Raw genomic sequence first — 20,209 nt, forward strand, 5'->3', positions numbered from 1 at the left:
GCGGGCCGGCAGCCAGGGAAAATCGCTGCTTAAAAATCGCTGGCAAAGAAAGATTATGATAGCGGCATGAGCTCACAGATCCGCATCTTTGGCGCCCGCCAGAACAACCTGAAAAACCTCGACGTTGACATCAATACCGGCGAACTGCTGGTGATTACCGGCGTGTCGGGATCAGGGAAAAGCTCCCTGGCCTTCGACACCCTGTACGCTGAAGGCCAGCGACGTTACGTAGAAACCTTCTCGCCCTATGCGCGGCAATTCCTCGACCGCATGGACAAGCCGCAGGTGGAGCGTATCGAAGGCATTTTGCCGGCCATCGCCATCGACCAAGTCAATCCGGTACGCAACTCGCGCAGCACAGTCGGCACGATGACCGAAGTCAACGACCATCTCAAGCTCTTGTTTGCGCGGCTGGGGCGGCTTTACTGCCAGTGCTGTGGCCGCCGGGTGCAGCGCGATGACGCGCAAAGCATCCATCAGCAAATAGCCGCGCGCAGCCAGCCTGATGATCCCCGCCTGGTGATTACGTTTCCCGTGGTCATTCCCGCCAACTATACCGAGGATGAGGTTCGCGGATTTCTGGATCAGCAAGGCTACACACGCATCCATCATGAAGAAACCCGGATGCACACACCGCCTGCGCCCCGCAAGGCAAAAGGAAAGGCCAAAACGCCCAAGGCAGAAAAGCTGCGCGTACTGCATGTTGTTCAGGACAGATTTCGCTATGGCTCCGCCGAGCCGGAGCGCGTGATGGAAGCCCTGGATGCCGCACTCAAACAGGGCGACGGTCATATCGCCGTCTATGTCATGCCCGACGTCAGCGCCGACGCCGGTGAGGAAGCCTATACCGGCGGAGATGCCAGTGGCGCCAACGCCGGCGATGCGCCCGCTCAGGAAACCGTGTGGCGTTTCAGCAACCGGCTCCACTGTGCGCAATGCAATATTGAATACACCACGCCGCTGCCCAGCACGTTCTCGTTCAACTCCCCGCTGGGCGCCTGCGAATCTTGCCGAGGCTTTGGCCGCGTCATGGGCATCGATTATGGCCTGGTGGTTCCCGATGAAACCAAGACGCTGCGCGGCGGCGCCATCAAGCCGTGGCAAACCAACAGCTACAAGGAATGCCAGGCCGAAATGGAACAGTATGCGCCTGCCGCGGGTGTTCGGCTGGATGTGCCCTGGAAGGACTTGAAGGACGAGGAAAAGCGCTGGATTATCGACGGCACGCCTGACTGGAAAGGCGGCCAGAATGCATGGAAAACGCAGTGGTACGGGGCTCAGCGCTTTTTCGACTGGCTGGAATCGCGGGCGTACAAGATGCATGTGCGCGTGCTGCTGTCCAAGTATCGCAGCTATACGCCCTGCCCGGCCTGCGGTGGCGCCCGCCTCAAGCCAGACGCCACGTTGTGGCGTCTGGGCGATGAAACCCGAACAGAGGGCGACGGCGATTACGCACGCTTTATGCCGGTGCATGCTTCCTGGGCACGCGAACAACTGAACGCGCTGCCAGGCCTGAACATCCACGACCTGATGCGCTTGCCGATCAGCCGCGTGCGCGATTATTTTCTTGAGATCAGCTTCGGCGCCACGCTGGATGCGGCGCTGGATCTGTTGCTCACCGAAGTGCGGGCACGCCTCAAGTTTCTGTGCGATGTCGGGCTAGGCTATCTGTCACTGGACCGGCAAAGTCGCACGCTGTCGGGCGGCGAGGTGCAACGCATCAATCTGACCACTGCGCTGGGCACCTCGCTGGTCAACACATTATTTGTGCTGGATGAGCCCTCTATCGGCCTGCATCCCCGCGACATGCACCGTGTCGTCGAGGTGATGCACAGGCTTCGCGCCAATGGCAATACGCTGGTCGTGGTCGAGCACGATCCACAGGTCATGATTGCCGCAGACCGCATCATGGATATCGGCCCAGGTCCGGGAGAGCGCGGCGGGCGCATCGTGTTCGATGGCACGCCCGAGCAGCTTCGCAATGCCGACACGCTCACCGGCAACTATCTGGGCGGACGCCTGCGCGTCGAGGCGCCGCGCCCCATGCCTGTCTCCGCCAACACCCCCAAGCTGATCCTGGAAGGCGTGCGGGCAAACAATCTGAAAAACGTATCGATCTCTGTACCGCTGGGTCGCCTGGTGTGCATCACCGGCGTGTCGGGGTCCGGCAAGTCCACGCTGATTCAGGATGTACTCTACCCGGCCATCCTCAAGCAAAAGGGTAAACCCACCGAAGCACCAGGCGAATTCGATCGCCTGCTGGGCGCGGAGCAACTCGCGGATGTCGTGATGGTGGATCAGACCCCTATCGGCAAAACAGCGCGCTCCAATCCGGCAAGTTATGTCGGCGCCTTCGACCCCATCCGCAAGCTGTTCGCCAATGCCGCCATGGCCAAGGAACGCGGATACACCGCCGGCACCTTCAGTTTCAATACCGGAGATGGTCGCTGCCCCACCTGCGGCGGCACAGGCTTTGAGCACGTCGAAATGCAGTTCCTGTCTGACGTCTATCTGCGATGCCCGGATTGCGATGGCAAGCGCTTCCGTCCGGAAATTCTGGAAGTGCGGGTGGAGCATGTGGGGCGCAGCGCTTCGATAGACGAAGTACTGGAAATGACGATCAGCGAAGCATTGGCATTCTTCCAGGGACTGCGCGATGTGCAATGGGCGCTCGCGCCGCTGGCCGATGTTGGCCTGGAGTACGTGCGCCTGGGCCAACCCGTGCCCACGCTGTCGGGCGGTGAGGCGCAACGGCTCAAGCTGGCAGGCCATCTGGCCGAAGCGTCGCGCAGCGGTATTTCATCAGCGCGTGTCGCCAAGAAGGGAAGTCTGTTTCTTTTTGATGAACCCACCACCGGCCTGCACTTTGATGACGTCGCCAAACTGATGCAGGCCTTTCGCAAGCTGCTGGCAGCAGGCCATTCGCTCTTGATCATCGAGCACAACCTGGATGTCATACGCGCCGCGGACTGGTTGATCGACTTGGGGCCGGAAGGCGGCGACGAAGGCGGCCAAGTCGTGGGCATCGGCACGCCCGATGACTTAGCGCGCAACGCCGCCTCGCATACCGGGCAGGCGCTGTCTGATTACACCAGCTCCATCGTTTACGAAGCCAAGTCGCAGCAGGCGCGCGCGCTGGCAGAGCCCGTGCGCGACTATGCCGAAGAAACCGGCAAGCCGCTGCAAAGCGTGCTGCGTCGCCGCCGCGCCGGCAAGAACAGCATCGATATTCTGAATGCCCGCGAGCACAACCTTAAAGGCATCAATGTCAGTATCCCGCGTGACACGTTTACGGTTGTGACGGGCGTGTCGGGCTCGGGCAAATCCACACTGGCCTTTGACATCCTGTTCAATGAAGGGCAGCGGCGCTACCTCGAATCGCTGAACGCATACGCACGCGCCATCGTGCAGCCCGCCGGCAAGCCGGATGTCGATGCGATCTATGGCATTCCGCCCACCGTGGCCATTGAACAGCGCACCAGCCGCGGCGGGCGCAAGTCCACCGTGGCCACCATGACAGAAATCCATCATTTTCTGCGCCTGCTGTATGTGAAGCTGGGCACCCAGATGTGCCCCACCTGCGATATTCCGGTTCAGCCGCAGAAGGCGGACCAGATCGTGGCGCAGATACTCACAGAATATAAAGGGCGGCACATCGGTATCCTGTCGCCATTGGTGAGCGCTCGCAAGGGCTATTACACGGATCTGGCCAAGTGGGCGGCCGGCAAAGGCTATACGCATCTGCGTGTGGACGGCGAGTTCATCCCTGTTTCACCGTGGCCACGGCTCGACCGCTACAAGGAGCACACGATAGAGCTGCCGGTCGCTGATCTATTGGTCGATCCGCGGGATGAAGCCGCCTTGCGCGAAGCGGTTCGCAACGGACTGGAACATGGCCAGGGAACGCTGACAGTGCTGGTCGACTTAACCGACGGCAAGGCCTCTTCGCTGGAAGAGCGGCGGCTTGCGGGACTGGGCCAGGCCCAGCAGGAACGCCAGTTTTCAGTGCGGCGGGCCTGCCCAAGCTGCGGCACCAGCTTTCCTGAGCCTGATCCGCGCATGTTCTCGTACAACTCCAAGCACGGCTGGTGCACAAGCTGCTTTGGCACAGGCCTGCAGCTGGCTGGCTTCAACGAAGAGCAGACTGGCGAGGAGGTGAACTGGAACGCCTGGTACGAAGGTGCAACAGAGCCCTGCCAGGCTTGCCACGGAGAGCGCCTGAATCCTGTATCGCGTGCTTTTCGCTGGCGCGACAGATCCATCGCCGAATTCGCCGCCATGCCTGTGACTGAAGCACAGACTTTCTTCACAGGCTTGATCAGCCGTGGCCGCGAGGCCGAGATCGCCCGCGACATTCTGACCGAAATACGCGGCCGTCTGGATTTCATGCAGGAAGTCGGCCTGGGCTATCTGGCGCTGGATCGGGCCGCGCCAACACTCTCGGGCGGCGAGGCGCAGCGCATTCGACTGGCAGCGCAGCTGGGCTCCAATCTGCAAGGCGTGTGCTATGTACTGGATGAACCGACCATAGGCCTGCATGCGCGCGACAACCAGATTCTGCTCAATGCGCTGGCTGCGCTTGAAGGAAACGGCAATACACTGGTCGTGGTCGAACATGACGAAGACACGATACGGCGCGCGTCGCATATCATCGATATTGGCCCCGGCGCAGGCGTGCGCGGCGGCATGGTCGTGGCGCAAGGCACCGCGCAGCAGGTCATGGACAACCCCGCGTCTGTCACGGGACGTTATCTGCGCCATCCGCTGCAGCACCCGCTCAGGCCACGCCGCGAGGTGGATGAACACACGCCCGCGATCACGATACACAGCGCCCACATGCACAACTTGCGCAACGTCGATGCCAGCATACCTATCGGCCGCCTGAGTGTCGTCACTGGCGTCTCCGGATCGGGCAAGTCCACGCTGGCGCGTGAAGTCTTGCTGGACAACCTGGCCCAGGCCGTATCCGCCCGCAAAGCGCCTTCCTGGCACGGATGCGTGGACATTGCCGGATGGGAGCACATCGACCGCGTGCTCGAAGTCGACCAAACACCCATAGGCAAGACACCGCGATCCTGCCCTGCCACCTATGTAGGCTTCTGGGACGATGTGCGAAAGCTGTTTGCGGATACGCGTGAATCCCGCGTGCGCGGCTGGACGGCAGCGCGATTCTCCTTCAATACCGGCGAAGGCCGATGCCCGGTCTGCGAGGGCCAGGGCATGCGTACGATAGAAATGAGTTTTCTGCCAGACGTGAAGGTGCTCTGCGACGCCTGCAATGGCGAGCGTTTCAGCCGTGACACGCTTAATGTGACCTGGCGCGACAAGAGCGCCGGCGATGTGCTCAAAATGGAAGTGGATGACGCGGTCGAGTTTTTCTCGGCACACTCACGCATCGCTCGCCCGCTGCAGCTGATGCAGGATGTAGGCCTGGGCTATCTCACGCTGGGCCAACCCTCCCCCACGCTGTCGGGCGGCGAGGCCCAGCGCATCAAGCTGGTCACCGAACTGGCCAAGGCGCGGATGACGGATGGTGTCATCAAGACAGGGCGCGCTTCGCGCTTGCCGCATACGCTTTATGTATTGGATGAACCCACCGTCGGCCTGTCCACGGCGGATGTCGAAAAGCTGATTCATGTGCTGCACAGACTGGTCGATGCGGGGAATACCGTCGTTGTGATCGAACACAATATGGACATCATCGCGGAAGCGGACTGGATTCTGGATCTCGGCCCCGAAGGCGGTACAGGCGGCGGTCGTCTGGTCGCCCAGGGCGCGCCGGAGGCCGTCATCGCGCTCAGAGAAGCATCCCACACCGGCGAAACACTGGCGCGCTTTATGCATGCCGAGGGCGTGGATGCCTGACATGCTGTGCCGTTTTGAGAATCGACTGACAGGCCGTGCGCTGTCGCTGGAAGGATTTCGCGACCGAATAGACGTGACATCGCCCGCAGCGCTCGACGAGGCCTTTGAACGCATTGAGCAGGCCCAGTCGCAAGGCCGCTGGATCGCGCTGCTGCTCGATTACGAGCTGGGTGAATGGTTGGAACCCGCCGCTGCCCGAGTGCAGAGGCAAGACACAACCTGCGACACGCCCCGTCTCACCGCGCTGGTCTATGAACGTGCAGACGATACCCAGGTGTGGGCCGCGCCGGAGGCCGGGACGCCCTTCGGCCTGACAGCACGCGCGCTGATTACGCGCGCATCTTACATGCGCCATATCGAAACACTGCGCCAGGCCATCGCCCGTGGCGAAATCTATCAGGCCAACTATACCTTCCCCATCGCCGTGGACACCGCCATGGCCCCACGCGATGTGTATTGCCACTTGGCGGCCAGCCATCCTGCCGCGCACGGCGCATATATCGAGGACGGCGCACGGAGCATCTTGTCGTTCTCGCCCGAACTGTTCTTTGAACGAAAACAGGCTACGCTGACGGTGAGGCCCATGAAAGGCACGGCGCCCCGGTACGCCGACCCCGAGCAGGACAGGCAGGCGGCGGAAGCGTTGCAGCACAGCGAGAAGAATCGTGCGGAAAACCTGATGATTGTTGATCTGTTGCGCAATGATCTGGGGCGCCTGGCCACACCAGGCTCGGTGCAGGTTCAGGCGCTGTTCTCGCTTGAGCGCTACCCTTCTGTCTGGACGCTGACGTCAACCATCACGGCGCAAGCGCCACAGGCCAGCCTGCGTACTCTGCTGCATGCCCTCTTTCCCTGCGGCTCCATCACCGGCGCGCCCAAGATCGCTGCCATGAAAAAAATACGCGAGCTGGAAATCGCGCCACGCGGAATTTATTGTGGTAGCGTGGGTTGGCTCGCGCCTGACGGCGATTGCTCGCTCAACGTGGCGATCCGCACCATCACCATGGATGCGTCAGGGCGCGGCGTGCTGGGCGTGGGCGGCGGCATCGTCCATGACTCCGACCCCGCGCTCGAATGGGAAGAATGCTTATGGAAGGCGCGCGTGCTGGGACGTGGCCCCGAGGCGCCCACGGTCGTGCACTATGATGAATGAGCAATCAGGACAACCGCATGAACGATGAAACCGACATACAGTTGATCGAAACCATGAAGGTAGATCCCGGCCCCTCCATGCCCTTGCTGGCATGGCATCGGCGCCGGCTTCAGGCATCGTGCGATGCGTTGGGCTATCGCTGGCCTGGCGAAACCCTGTTTTCGGATCTGGGCAGAATCGCCGCAGCGCTCGATCCCAATGCCCGCCATCGGATACGACTGCTGCTCGCCAAGAATGGCGAATACACGTTGACGCCCGGACCGCTGCCGCCCACACCTGAACCGGTATTGATTTATCTCGACCCCCGTCCCCTGCAAGCCGAGCGCTTGTGGCTATTGCATAAAACCACCAACCGGCCCTGGTATCAACAAACGCAGGAATGGCTGGCCGCACATCCCAACGTTTTTGATGTTGTGTTCTGCAACGACAAGGACGAGGTCTGCGAAGGCAGCCGCGTCAATCTCTATATCCTGGATCAGCACGATAAATGGCTTACGCCGCCCCTGGATTGCGGCCTTTTGCCGGGCGTGATGCGCCAGCATCTGCTGGATCGCGGCCTGGTCACCGAAGCACGCATCACGCGCGATCAGTTTCTGGCCGCGCGCGCCATCCGCGTCTCCAACGCGCTGCGCGGATGGCTGAACGCCCATCTGCCGCACAAAAGCTAGCGCGATCCAAGGTCACGCAACAGCTCGCGCGCGATGATCAGCTTTTGAACTTCCGTCGCGCCTTCGTAGATGCGCAATGCGCGAATATCACGATACAGCCGCTCGATAGGCTGGTTGCTGAGCACGCCCAGGCCACCGAACATCTGCAGTACACGGTCTATCACCCACTGCGCCGATTCAGTTGAGGCCATTTTGGCCATGGCCGTCGGCGCGGTTGCCGATTTTTTGGCAACGTCGCGCGTCCAGGCTGCCCGATAGGTCAACAAGGCGCTCTTGTCGATTTCTGCCGCAATGTCGCCAAAGGCAGCTTGCGTCAATTGAAAATCGGCCAGCGTCTGCCCGAACATTTTTCGATTGCTCGCATGGGCGAGCCCCTCGGCCAGCGCCCTTCGAGCAAACCCCAGGGCGGCCGCCGCGACAGAACAACGGAAGATATCCAGTGTACGCATCGCCAGTTTGAAGCCCTGGTTCAGCTCACCCAGCATCTGGCTCGCCGGCACGCGACAATCCTCAAAGCGCAGCGTAGCGAGCGGGTGGGGCGACATAACCTGCAGGGTTTCCTCGATTTCAAACCCCGGGGTATCTGCCTCCACCACAAACGCACTGATGCCGCGCGATCCGGCATTCGCATCGGTGCGCACGAAAACACAGTAATAATCAGCCAGCCCGCCGTTGGAAATCCATGTCTTGCGGCCATTCAACACATAATCATCGCCATCCCGTACTGCCGAGCAAGCCAGCGCAGCGACATCCGACCCCGCATCGGGCTCCGACAAAGCAAACGCTGCGATAGCGTCGCCGCTGGCCGTGCGTGGGAGATACTTTTGCTGCAAGGCCTCGTTTCCGCCAAGCGTGATGGCGCCTGAACCCAGACCTTGCATGGCAAAGGCAAAATCAGCCAGCGCATCGTGACGGCCCAGCGTTTCACGCAGAATACACAGCGAACGCGAATCGATGGCAGGCAGCTTGCCGCCCAGCGCACCGTCCTGACCGGCGGGCACGCAATAACCCAGCCAACCTGCCTGCCCCAGCGCCCCCACCAATTTGCGACAGCCGCTGTAGACATCCGCATGATCGATATCGTTCAGCTCTGTCTTGCACCAGGCGTCAAGGTCGCGCGCCAGGGCACGATGTTCGTCATCGAAAAATGGCCAATCCAGCCAGCTGGTATCGTGATACATGAAGTCTCCTGTTTGCGGCAAGGCGCTGCATCCTTCTGCTTTCGCCATAATACTTCAAGCTTAAAGCTTTTTGAATGAAAATATCAACTGGCGTACCGTCTGTGCAGCAGCCAGTGCATGGCTTCATGCGCCGCAGCCATGCCCATGGTGGCTGTTACCGTGACCGCCGACCCATAGCCGGCGCAGGACAATCCCTGCAAGGCGGCGGCCTGCGGCGCATGCGCCGCAAGCAGGCCAAGCTCGTCGCGCTCTTGCGGTGTATCAGCCATTGGCGGCAGCCAGGCCTGGGGCAACAGCGCGGGCTGATCGAACCACAGGGCGCGCACACCCATGCGCGGAACGCGCCGTTTGACCTTGCCGGCGGCGTCGGCCGCCTTGGGAAAGCCATGCTGCCGCCTGAGCGTATTGCGCAACTTGGACAACAGCGCATCATTGACCGCCTGAGAAAGATCGCCTGCCGCCAGGGCCAAGGGATTGGTCTTGCCGCCCGCGCCACCGCACACGACAATAGGCAATCTGCGCCGACCTGCCTCGAGGATCATCGCTATCTTGGCTTGCGCCTGATCCGTGCAGTCCACCACCACATCAACATCCTCGGCAAACAGCTGTGCCACATTCTCGGGCGACACAAAGTCGTCGATCAGCCGAACGTCGCAAGCAGGGTTGATTCCGTGTATGCGTTGGGCCATGGCCATGATCTTGGCCTGCCCCAGGGTTTCAGTGAGGGCGTGCAGTTGTCGGTTGACGTTGGATTCAGCAACGTGATCGAGATCAACCAGCACCAGGCCGCCCAGCCCCGACCGCGCCAAAGCCTCCGCGCACCAGGAGCCTACTCCGCCTATCCCAGCCACCAGCACGCGCGCGCTGCTGAGCCTTTGCAGGCCGACGGGCCCCAACAGCCTTTCCATGCCGCCGAAACGGCGCGGCAGATCGACGTCGGGGACAGGCTGGCCTGCGGACAGCCCAGGATCAGAGAAAGCGGACATAGCGAACTTGTGCCAAAGGGAAACAAGCCCAAAGTGTACCCCGCAGCCATGCGCCCCCAATAGACGGCAACCCCACAGCGGAATACAAAAAAAGCAACACCAACGCGGCTTGAATTCGCTTTATGCGTCAACTGTCCTAAAATGGACATCACACGCCACTGCTGCGGAGGCGCCCACAACGTGAACACCGTTTTATCTCCTGATACGCCAGCACACCCCTGCTCGGCCAGTTTTCGTCTGCTGACCGAAGCCGAACGCCGATCATCGCTGGAAGCTTCGCTGGCCGACTGGAAGCCCCACCAAGACATATGGGTATATGGTTATGGATCACTGATCTGGAGACCGGAATTCGACTTTGCCGAAAAGCGCATAGCGCTGCTGCATGGCTATCATCGTGCACTTTGCCTGTGGTCTCGCGTCAATCGCGGCACGCCCGATCAACCAGGTCTGGTTTTCGGTCTAGATGTTGGCGGCTCATGCCGGGGCATGGCCTTTCGCATACCCGCCGCGCGTGTCCCGCAAGACATGGAAGCCTTATGGCGACGCGAAATGCCCAGCGGCGCCTACCTGCCCAAATGGCTGACATGCCGCACCAGCGCAGGCAGCATCAAGGCGCTGGCCTTCACCATGAACCGCAATACCGACGCCTATGTGCGGGGTCTGTCTACCGAAAGGCTGATCCACATCGTGCGCAATGCACATGGCAGCTACGGCCCTTGCGTCGAATATGTGCTTGAAACCGCCCAGGCGCTCAAGCATTCCAATATCCACGACAAACGCCTGCAGGCCTTGGTCAGCCAGTTGCGAGAATCCACGGATATCGCGGTCAGCTGACGACGGCAGCCGCCACATGCGGGTAAACTATGGGGTCAACTCTTTTTCGCTGTAACCCCATGTCCGTCGCTGATATCCGTCAAAAATACGAAAAGTTCGAGCTGCTCGAGAGCGCGATTGCCAAAAATCCGCTGGATCAGTTCTCTCTTTGGCTGGACCAGGCCTTGCAGGCCGGCGTTCCTGAGCCCACCGCCATGACGCTGGCCACGGCTTCGCCCGATGGGCGCCCTGCCGCCCGCATCGTACTGCTCAAAGGCTTTGACGCGCGCGGGTTCGTGTTCTTCACCAACTATCTTTCCCGCAAAGGCCACGAGCTGACTGACAACCCTCTGGCTTCCCTGCTGTTTTTCTGGCCGGCGCTCGAGCGTCAGGTGCGCATTGAAGGCAAGGTTGCAAAAGTCGCCGAGGCTGAATCCGATGAGTATTTCCACAGCAGGCCATTGGGTTCGCGCATAGGCGCATGGGCGTCGCCCCAGAGCCAACCCATTACGCGCGATGAACTCGAAGCCCGCAATCAGGCGCTCTCGGCGTCGTTGGGCAATGAACCGTCGCGCCCCGAGCACTGGGGCGGCTACCGGCTCGAGCCCGACTATATCGAATTCTGGCAGGGTCGCCCTTCCCGGCTGCACGACCGCCTTGCGTTTCAGCGCAAAGACGGCGGCGCCTGGACGCTGCAGCGTCTGGCCCCCTGAGCCAGGGCGCGAACCTCTTTATGTCCATCATTCCCCACGACTTCGACGCACGCTTTTTCCGCTCAGCGCTGGGCAGGTTTGCAACCGGCGTCACCGTCGTCACCTGCGAATCTGAAGCAGATCGGCAGCCGCTGGGGCTAACGATCAGCTCATTCAATACGGTATCGCTGGAGCCTCCGCTGGTGTTGTGGTCTCTTACGCGCAGGGCGTCCACGCTGCCGCACTTCCTGAAGACCGAGCGCTATGTCATCCATGTACTCGCAGCCAGCCAATTGCATTTGGCCAGGCGCTTTGCCCGCGGCCCGCAGACTGATCGCTTTCAGGGGCTGAAGCTCAAGCGCGCGCCGGGAGGCTCGCTGATGCTGGACGATTCCGAAACCGCCGCCTGGTTCGAGTGCTACAACCTGACGCAACACGAAGCGGGCGATCATCTCATCTTTATCGGTCAGGTCGAACGCTGTGATCGCAGCTTCAACCAGCCGCTGGTGTACCATGCGGGGGATTTCGACCTTACCCCTTCCACTGAGCCGCTTTCCAGCAGTTAGGTACACAAGGGCTTACTACATGCATTACATACTATGGCAGCAGATATAGACTGCGTTGTCCTGGGAGCCGGCGTTGTCGGTCTGGCCGTGGCACGCGAACTGGCCCTGGCAGGACGAGAAGTACTTATCGTCGAAAAAACCGAAGCCATCGGCACCGGCACCAGTTCACGCAATTCAGAGGTCATCCACGCGGGCATCTACTATCCGCACGGCAGTCTCAAAGCTAAGCTGTGCGTCGCGGGCAAACAGATGCTTTACGAATATTGCGCCGAACGCGGTATTCCGCACAGCCGACCAGGCAAGCTGATTGTGTCGGCAACCCCGGCGCAAAGCGCAGGGCTGAGCCAGATCGCAGAACGCGCCCGCCTCAATGGCGTGAGCGATCTCTATCAGATCACTGGGGCGCAGGCGCGAGAACTCGAACCTGCGTTGGCCTGCGACGCCGCGCTGGTGTCGCCCTCCACCGGTATCGTCGACAGTCACGCACTGATGCTGGCGCTACAGGGCGATGCCGAGCATCACGGCGCACAATGTGTATTTCACACAACCTTTACCCGCGGCGCCGTATTGGCCTCGGGTGGATTTGAACTAACCTTCGCCGGCGACGAAGCCATGACACTGACCGCCAACTGCGTGATCAATGCCAGCGGTCTGTCTGCACCGGGCACCGCCCGTGCATTGCAGGGACAGCCAGAAGCCCTGATCCCGAATGCCTATTACTGCAAAGGCAGCTATTTCACCCTGTCGGGCCGCGCACCCTTCCGTCATCTGATCTATCCCATGCCTGACAATGCCGGGCTTGGCGTGCATCTCACGCTTGATCTTGGTGGCCAGGCCAAATTTGGCCCGGACACCGAATGGATCGCGCATGAGGACTACACCCTGGACGCGCAGCGCGGCAATGCCTTCTACGAGGCCGTGCGGCGCTACTGGCCAGCGTTGCCCGATGGCGCGCTCAACCCCGGCTATACCGGCATACGGCCCAAGATTGTCGGCCCCGGCGAGACGGCGGCGGACTTCATGATTGCCGGCCCTGCCACCCATGGCGTGCCGGGGCTGATCAACCTATTCGGTATAGAATCTCCGGGCCTGACCGCATGCATGGCCATCGCCAGAGCCGCCCGCAATGCGCTGGCGGCCTGAATCGGCCCCATGCGCCGGCCCTGACTGATCAGGGCCAGGCCTACACCCCCTGGAACAGCGCATCGACGCATCCGAGTGATTGAGACTACGCAATGAACGATTACATCCTCACGCTTTCCTGCCCAGACCGCATTGGCATTGTGCATCAGGTGAGCCACTGGCTGCTGGGCCTGAACGGCAACATTATCGACGCCCAGCAGTTCGGAGATCTGGGTACCGAACAGTTCTTCCTGCGCGTACACTTTGCCCTGCCACAGGCAACCCCGGTCGAAACGCTGGAACAGGATTTCGCGTCGATTGCGCAGGCTTTCGCCATGCAGGCAAGGTTTCATGATGCAAATCGCAAGGCCAGGGTATTGATACTGGTCAGCCGCCAGGGCCATTGCCTGAATGACCTGCTGTTTCGCACCCACAGCGGCCATCTGCCCGTGGATATCGCGGCGGTGGCGTCAAATCACACGGATTACCGGAGCATGGTGGAATCCTACGGCATTCCTTTTCATTACTTGCCGGTTGCGCCCGACACCCGTCCTCAACAAGAGCAGCAGATCCTGGATCTGGTCACGCAGCAAAACATTGATCTCGTGGTGCTGGCGCGCTATATGCAGATTCTGTCCGACAAGCTGTGCAAGGCGCTGTCCGGCAAGGCCATCAATATCCATCACAGCTTTCTGCCCAGCTTCAAGGGCGCCCGCCCCTACCATCAGGCGCATACGCGCGGTGTCAAAATCATTGGCGCCACGGCGCACTATGTCACGGCAGACCTGGACGAAGGCCCCATCATCGAGCAGGATATCGAGCGCGTTGACCACGCCATGAGCCCCTCTGCCCTGGTGCAAACCGGCAGCGATATCGAATCGCTGGTGCTTTCTCGCGCCGTGCGCTGGCATGTGGAGCATCGCATCCTGCTCAACGGGCAGCGCACAGTCGTATTCAGATAGCATCTTGATGCGCAGCGCCGGATGCAGCCCGCGCCTGCAGGCGCAGCGCCTCGCGTAAGGTGTTCGCGCATCTGACGGCCCGTCTCAGGATGGGCGTATCAACCGCCGGCAGCCATCCCCTCTCGCCGCGGGTCCGCTCCCCCTTCCAGCCCATGCTCGGTCAGCACCACCCCGTGCAGGCCGCTAGGGAAATCGATCTCGCGCACCTCGTGTCCCATGGCACGCAACGGGCCGACCAGATCATGCAGCGACGTGCCTTTTTCCAGCTCGGTGAAACGATTGCGGCTGCCGCGATTGGGAAGGTCGATCGCCTGCTGGATATTCAGGTTCCAGTCCAGCACGCCAAGCAGGGCCTTGGCCACATAATTGATGATGGCTGCGCCGCCAGGCGAGCCAATCGCCATGAAAGGCTGGCCGTCCTTCATCACCACCATGGGCGACATTGAGCTGCGAGGACGCTTGCCGGGCTGCACGCGATTGGCCACCGGCTTGCCTTCCGCGTCGACATCGACAAGCGAAAAATCCGTCAGCTCGTTGTTCAGAAGAAAGCCATCAACAAAAATCTTGCTGCCAAAGGCTGTTTCAATCGAACTGGTCATGGAAACCACCACCCCTTCACTGTCCACCGCCACCATATGGCTGGTGGACGGCAACTCCGGCGAGCCATCCTTGCCCCGTTCAGCCCGCATGCCCGCCGGATCGCCTGGCGGCGCCCGCCCGATAGTGTGTTCGGGCTTAATCAAACTGGCGCGCAAGGCCAGATACTCGGGGTCGAGCATGGCGGCAACCGGCACATCCACGAAATCAGGATCCGCCACGTAGAAATCACGATCGGCATAGGCCAGCTTGCCCGCCTCGGAAAACAAGTGCACGGATTCGAGCGTATCGGGCTTCATGGCAGCAATGCCTGTGTGTGACAACATCCCCAGCATCTGCATGACCGCCAACGGCCCCGAACTGGGCGGCGGCATGCCACACAGGTCATACGCCTTGTAAGGCATGCAGAGCGCCTGGCGCTCCTTGGCCTGATACGCGGCCAAGTCCGCCAGTGTCATGTCGCCCGGCACAGGGTGCGCCTGAATGGCCTGCACGATATCCTGCGCGATCTGGCCCCCGTAAAAGGCCTGCGCGCCCTCTGCCGCAATGACACGCAGACTGCGGGCCAGGGCCAGGTTCTTCAGGCGGTGGCCCACTGGCCAGGGCTGTCCCTGGGCATCATAAAAATAAGCCGCCGCAGCGGGCTGCGCGCGAAGAAATTCATCATCCCGCAGCAAGGCATGCAGACGCGGGGATACTGCAAAGCCTTGCTCGGCCAACGCGATTGCCGGCGCAAACAGGCGCGACCACGCCAGTCGACCGTGCTGATCATGCGCCAGTTCGAGCATCCTGAGCACGCCCGGAACGCCGACCGAGCGTCCACTGTTGACGGCATCCTGGAAATCCATGGCTGTGCCATCGATCATAAAACGATCGCCTTTGGCTGCCTGCGGCGCTGTCTCGCGCCCGTCGAATGCATGCACCCGCTGTGTTGTGGGATCGGCCATGACCAGAAAGGCGCCCCCGCCAATGCCGGACGACTGGGGCTCGACCAGGGTCAGCACCATTTGCATGGCAATGGCCGCATCCACCGCGGTTCCGCCCTGGGCCAGGATGTCCGCCCCTGCCTGCGTGGACAAGGGATTGGCGCTGACCGCCATATAGTGGGCAGCCTGTACAAGCTGACGAGAAGCTCGGCCGGTCGCGCCCTCGGGGTTGATGTCTTCCTTGAGGGCTGGATCCTGGGGTAGCCCCCTCTCGGCAATCGGCGCCAGGACATCGGCGGCCACGACCGGGGACCACACGTGAAAGGCCAGACACGCGGCCAGAAGCAGGGATTTCATCATGGCTGCGCCGCCTCGGCGAGCCACGCCTCGAACACCCCGAGCGCCTGGGACCGCTCACGATCGCTGGGATAGCTGAAGAAATAGGCGTCAGGCACATTCAGAATACCCTGTGCGGGCTTGACCAGGGTGCCGGCATCCAACTCGGGCTGTGCGAGAAACCGCGGCAGCAGGCCAATACCAAGACCGGACCGGGCCGCCGCCAGCACCATGGTAAACAGTTCATAGCGAGGACCAGCGCTGATGATGGGCAGGTACTCCCTGCCCTGGGCTTCGTACCAGTGACGCCATGCGTCTGGCCGCGATAGCATGTGCAAATGCGTAATGGCGGAGAGGTCGCCCTCCTGATGCAGCGCTGTCAGCAATTCGGGAATACACACGGGCACCAGGGCCTCCTCGTCGAACAGTTTGATACCCGTGGTCTGTGGCCAAATCTGGCCCGCGTGATAAATGGCCGCGTCAAATGGATGATCCTTGAATTGAAAAGGCAAGGTGCGCGCGGACAGGCTGATCGTGATATCGCCATGCAGGGCATGAAACGTTGCCAGCCTGGGCACCAGCCATGTTGTCGCCAGTGTCGGCAGCACGGCGATATGCAGGCTGCGCCCCATCCCCGCACGCGAGATCAGGCCAAATGTGTCTTTTTCCAATTGTTCCAGATGATGGCGCACGCGTCCGGCATATTCCGCGCCTGCATCCGTCAGGGCGACTCTGCGCCGTATCCGCGTGAGTAGCTGCACGCCCAATCGCTGTTCCAGGCCGGTAACCTGCCGATAAACCGCGCTATGGGTGAGCGACAGCTCTTCGGCCGCGCGTGAAAAAGAGCCGAGACGGGCTGTGGCTTCAAACGCCTGCAGCGCGCCAAGATTGGGAACACCATTGCGCATAAGTACCAATACTCCAAAACAGCGGCAAATACTTTATGCTTGCATAATAAGCAAGACATTGTGCAATTTTATCAATTGCCTTGTGCACCGTCTGCACATTACTCTCTTTATCTTACATAAGCTGGCTGACGTCGCCGCTTGCACCTTCAAGAGCCTCTATCATGACATCCCCTGCCGTTGATTCTATTGCCACGATGCATTCTCGTATGGGTGGCCATATTCTCGTAGACCAGTTGTCGGCGCAAGGCGTAAAGCACGTTTTTTGCGTTCCTGGCGAAAGTTACCTGGCCGTACTGGATGGCCTGTACGATGCCGATATCGAGGTGACTGTATGCCGTCAGGAAGGCGGCGCAGCCATGATGGCCGACGCTCACGGAAAGCTGACCGGCCAGCCCGGCATCTGCATGGTCACGCGTGGCCCCGGCGCTTCCAATGCCCTGGCCGGTATCCATATTGCTTCGCAGGATTCCACGCCACTCATTCTGTTTGTCGGACAGATCGAGCGCGGCATGCGCGAACGCGAAGCCTTCCAGGAAATGGACTACCGCGCCGTCTTCGGCAGTCAGGCAAAATGGGTAACGGAAATCGATCAGGTTGAGCGTATCCCCGAAATCATCTCCCGCGCGTTTCATGTGGCAACCTCTGGCCGCCCGGGCCCTGTGGTTATCGCACTGCCTGAAGACATGCTGGTGGAATATGCCGACGTACCCGATGCGCCTCGCTATGAAGCCGTCGACGCCGCGCCAACCAGCGCTCAGATGGAAACACTGTCCCAATGGCTGGCCAAAGCCAGCAAGCCCATTGCCATACTCGGCGGCTCACGCTGGAGCCAGGAGGCTGTCGACGACTTCGCCGCGTTCGCCGAAGCGATGCAGTTACCGGTCGCCGTGCAGTTTCGCAGGCAGATGCTGTTCCCCACCACCCATCCCTGTTTCATAGGAGACGTCGGGCTAGGTGGCAATCCGGCGCTGATGGAGTACATCCGTGATGCGGATCTGGTGCTGCTGATCGGTGGCCGCATGTCCGAAATCGCCAGCCAGAGCTACACGCTGTTCGATATCCCGGTACCCAAGCAGACACTGGTGCATGTGCAGGCAGACGCCAATGAGCTCAACCGGGTCTATCGGGCGAACCTGGCGATCAATGTATCGCCTGTATCGTTTACACGCGCGCTGGGGCAGCTGAACGTGCCTGCTGATGCGCCATCCTGGTCGGGCGAACTCAAGCGCATGCGGGAAAGCTACCAGCACTGGGCGGACCCGCGCAAGATCACCCACCCGGGCGCGCTGCAAATGGGCCAGGTCATGTCCCATCTGGCTTCAGTATTGCCCTCCGACGCCATCATGTGCAATGGCGCCGGCAACTTTGCCACCTGGCTGCACCGCTTTCACCCCTTTACCCGTTTTGGCACGCAGTTGGCGCCCACCTCGGGATCCATGGGCTATGGCTTGCCCGCCGCCGTGGGCGCCAAGCGCATCCACCCTGACAAAACCGTTGTTTGTTTTGCGGGCGACGGCTGCTTCATGATGCACGGCCAGGAGTTCGCCACTGCCGTCCAATACAACCTGCCCATCGTCGTGGTGATCCTGGACAACGGCATGTACGGCACCATACGCATGCACCAGGAACGCCATTACCCTGGCCGCGTTTCAGCTACCACTCTGCACAATCCCGACTTTGCCGCCTATGCCCAGGCATTTGGCGGCCACGGTGAACGTGTCGAAAGCACCGAGCAGTTCGCGCCAGCCTTTGAACGCGCGCTAGCCAGCGGTAAGCCGGCCATACTGCATTGCCTGATCGACCCAGAAACCATTACGCCCACGACAACCTTGCAGAAAATACGCCAGCAGGCCATGCAGCAACAGAAGTGAACCATACAGGGCTGAGCCGCCCGCATGCTCGCGCTGCCTCACCACAAATACACTGAATTCAACTGAATTGCACCGGAGAATACTATGTCGTCCAATCCTTCCTTCCATTGGGATGATCCACTTCTGCTGAACAGCCAGCTTACCGACGAAGAGCGCATGGTGCGCGATGCGGCGCAGGCCTACGCGCAAGACAAGCTTGCCACACGTGTTCTGGATGCCTTCCGCAATGAGCAGACCGATCCAGCCATTTTCTCGGAAATGGGCGAGCTCGGCCTGCTGGGCTCGACCATTCCCGAAGAGTACGGCGGCGCCGGCATGAACTATGTCTGCTACGGCCTGATCGCGCGCGAGGTCGAACGCATCGACTCGGGCTACCGTTCGATGATGAGCGTTCAGTCTTCACTGGTGATGGTGCCCATCAATGAATTCGGCTCTGAAGAACAAAAGCAAAAATACCTGCCCAAACTGGCCCGGGGCGAATGGATAGGCTGCTTTGGCCTGACCGAGCCGAATCACGGCTCCGATCCCGGCAGCATGGAAACCCGCGCGGTTAAAACTGCTGATGGCTACAAGCTGACTGGCAACAAGATGTGGATCACCAACTCCCCCATTGCCGACGTATTCGTCGTGTGGGCCAAAGTGGTGGGCGGGGATGACGACGGCAAGATTCGCGGCTTCATTCTCGAAAAGGGCATGAAAGGTCTGAGCGCCCCCGGCATTCACGGCAAGGTGGGGCTGCGCGCTTCCATCACCGGCGAAATCGTGATGGACGAAGTCGACGTTGCCGCAGAGCAGATGATGCCTAACGTCTCCGGCCTGCGCGGCCCCTTCACCTGCCTTAACTCGGCCCGCTTCGGCATTGCCTGGGGTGCGCTGGGTGCGGCCGAAGCCTGCTGGCACACTGCCCGTCAGTACACCATGGACCGCAAGCAGTTTGGCCGCCCCCTGGCTGCCAATCAGTTGATACAGAAAAAGCTGGCCGACATGCAGACCGAAATCACGCTGGGCCTGCAAGGCTGCCTGCGGCTGGGACGCATGAAGGACGAAGGCACAGCAGCCGTGGAAATCACCTCCATCATGAAACGCAATTCCTGCGGCAAGGCACTGGATGTCGCGCGAATGGCGCGTGACATGTTAGGGGGCAATGGGATTTCGGATGAATTCGGCGTTGCCCGCCACCTGGTCAACCTGGAAGTGGTCAACACCTACGAAGGCACGCACGATGTGCACGCCCTTATATTGGGTCGGGCCCAAACCGGGCTGCAGGCATTTTTCTAGGGAACCGCTGAACACGCGCGCGGAGGCGGGGGAACCCGCTTCGACGCGTCGCAGGAGCGCGCTATCCACGACCCGTTCCGGTGTCAGGCACTCCCACATATGACCCTCTTAGAGTCTTGCTATCCCGGCAATCGCATATGAGCACCAGCCAGCGGGTGTTTGAGTATTCCGCCAGCACGCCAGCACTGCTGCAGTGGCGGGGAACAGCGGCGTTGGCAAAGCATCCAGGCCGAACCAATCCCATTTCCTGAATACATGAGGCTCGCATACCTGCGCCTGGACCTC

14 protein-coding genes are annotated in these 20,209 nt (G+C 60.9%); 10 read left to right on the forward strand and 4 right to left on the reverse strand.

Annotated features, from left to right (window positions below):
• The first annotated feature begins 66 nt into the window (after positions 1 to 66).
• From uvrA to ERE07_RS14505, 3 genes are read left to right on the forward strand one after another with little or no spacing between them, the layout of a single operon-like run.
• Positions 67 to 5,865: an excinuclease ABC subunit UvrA gene (gene uvrA, locus ERE07_RS14495; protein WP_130009750.1), complete on the forward strand. Its 5,799-nt coding sequence runs from the start codon at positions 67 to 69 to the stop codon at positions 5,863 to 5,865.
• Position 5,866: 1 nt separating this feature from the next.
• On the forward strand, positions 5,867 to 7,018 hold the full coding sequence (locus tag ERE07_RS14500; RefSeq protein ID WP_130009751.1) for an aminodeoxychorismate synthase component I: 1,152 nt from the start codon (positions 5,867 to 5,869) through the stop codon (positions 7,016 to 7,018).
• Positions 7,019 to 7,035: 17 nt separating this feature from the next.
• Positions 7,036 to 7,686: an aminotransferase class IV gene (locus ERE07_RS14505; RefSeq protein ID WP_167670911.1), complete on the forward strand. Its 651-nt coding sequence runs from the start codon at positions 7,036 to 7,038 to the stop codon at positions 7,684 to 7,686.
• On the opposite strand, the gene ERE07_RS14510 is transcribed toward ERE07_RS14505, so the two are convergent.
• Positions 7,683 to 8,867, reverse strand: coding sequence for an acyl-CoA dehydrogenase family protein (locus ERE07_RS14510; protein WP_130009753.1), 1,185 nt, complete (start codon positions 8,865 to 8,867; stop codon positions 7,683 to 7,685). The two genes, ERE07_RS14505 and ERE07_RS14510, sit on opposite strands and share 4 nt — an antisense overlap.
• A gap of 83 nt (positions 8,868 to 8,950) precedes the next feature.
• Complete coding sequence (locus ERE07_RS14515) at positions 8,951 to 9,853, reverse strand: tRNA threonylcarbamoyladenosine dehydratase (RefSeq protein WP_130009754.1); 903 nt, start codon at positions 9,851 to 9,853, stop codon at positions 8,951 to 8,953.
• A gap of 141 nt (positions 9,854 to 9,994) precedes the next feature.
• Between ERE07_RS14515 and ERE07_RS14520 the strand changes: the two genes are divergently transcribed.
• The 5 genes from ERE07_RS14520 to purU all read left to right on the forward strand — a co-directional run bounded on the left by ERE07_RS14520 (position 9,995) and on the right by purU (position 14,008).
• Entirely contained in the window at positions 9,995 to 10,687 is a 693-nt protein-coding gene (locus ERE07_RS14520; RefSeq protein WP_130009755.1) for a gamma-glutamylcyclotransferase, read from the forward strand.
• A 59-nt stretch (positions 10,688 to 10,746) separates the two neighbouring features.
• Positions 10,747 to 11,379: a pyridoxamine 5'-phosphate oxidase gene (gene pdxH, locus ERE07_RS14525; protein WP_130009756.1), complete on the forward strand. Its 633-nt coding sequence runs from the start codon at positions 10,747 to 10,749 to the stop codon at positions 11,377 to 11,379.
• 20 nt (positions 11,380 to 11,399) lie between these two features.
• The gene (locus ERE07_RS14530; RefSeq protein ID WP_130009757.1) at positions 11,400 to 11,924 is read left to right on the forward strand and encodes a flavin reductase family protein; all 525 of its coding nucleotides are present in this window, start codon (positions 11,400 to 11,402) and stop codon (positions 11,922 to 11,924) included.
• A gap of 33 nt (positions 11,925 to 11,957) precedes the next feature.
• Positions 11,958 to 13,067, forward strand: coding sequence for an NAD(P)/FAD-dependent oxidoreductase (locus tag ERE07_RS14535; RefSeq protein ID WP_130009758.1), 1,110 nt, complete (start codon positions 11,958 to 11,960; stop codon positions 13,065 to 13,067).
• A gap of 92 nt (positions 13,068 to 13,159) precedes the next feature.
• Entirely contained in the window at positions 13,160 to 14,008 is an 849-nt protein-coding gene (purU, locus tag ERE07_RS14540) for a formyltetrahydrofolate deformylase (protein WP_130009759.1), read from the forward strand.
• Positions 14,009 to 14,106: 98 nt separating this feature from the next.
• Here purU and ggt read toward each other — a convergent pair whose 3' ends face one another.
• Together ggt and ERE07_RS14550 are read right to left on the reverse strand one after the other, a co-directional pair.
• The gene (ggt, locus tag ERE07_RS14545) at positions 14,107 to 15,891 is read right to left on the reverse strand and encodes a gamma-glutamyltransferase (RefSeq protein ID WP_130009760.1); all 1,785 of its coding nucleotides are present in this window, start codon (positions 15,889 to 15,891) and stop codon (positions 14,107 to 14,109) included.
• Positions 15,888 to 16,775: a LysR substrate-binding domain-containing protein gene (locus tag ERE07_RS14550; protein WP_130009761.1), complete on the reverse strand. Its 888-nt coding sequence runs from the start codon at positions 16,773 to 16,775 to the stop codon at positions 15,888 to 15,890. The genes ggt and ERE07_RS14550 overlap by 4 nt, the downstream gene beginning before the upstream one ends.
• Positions 16,776 to 16,936: 161 nt before the next feature.
• Here ERE07_RS14550 and ERE07_RS14555 point away from each other — a divergent pair, with 161 nt between their 5' ends.
• Positions 16,937 to 18,646, forward strand: coding sequence for a thiamine pyrophosphate-binding protein (locus ERE07_RS14555; RefSeq protein ID WP_245153728.1), 1,710 nt, complete (start codon positions 16,937 to 16,939; stop codon positions 18,644 to 18,646).
• Positions 18,647 to 18,730: 84 nt separating this feature from the next.
• A complete protein-coding gene (locus tag ERE07_RS14560) occupies positions 18,731 to 19,924 on the forward strand; it encodes an acyl-CoA dehydrogenase (protein WP_130009762.1) in 1,194 nt (397 codons plus the stop codon).
• Positions 19,925 to 20,209 lie beyond the last annotated feature (285 nt).

The sequence above is a fragment of the Allopusillimonas ginsengisoli genome (assembly GCF_004153455.1).
GTDB classification, from domain to species: Bacteria; Pseudomonadota; Gammaproteobacteria; order Burkholderiales; family Burkholderiaceae_B; genus Allopusillimonas; species Allopusillimonas ginsengisoli.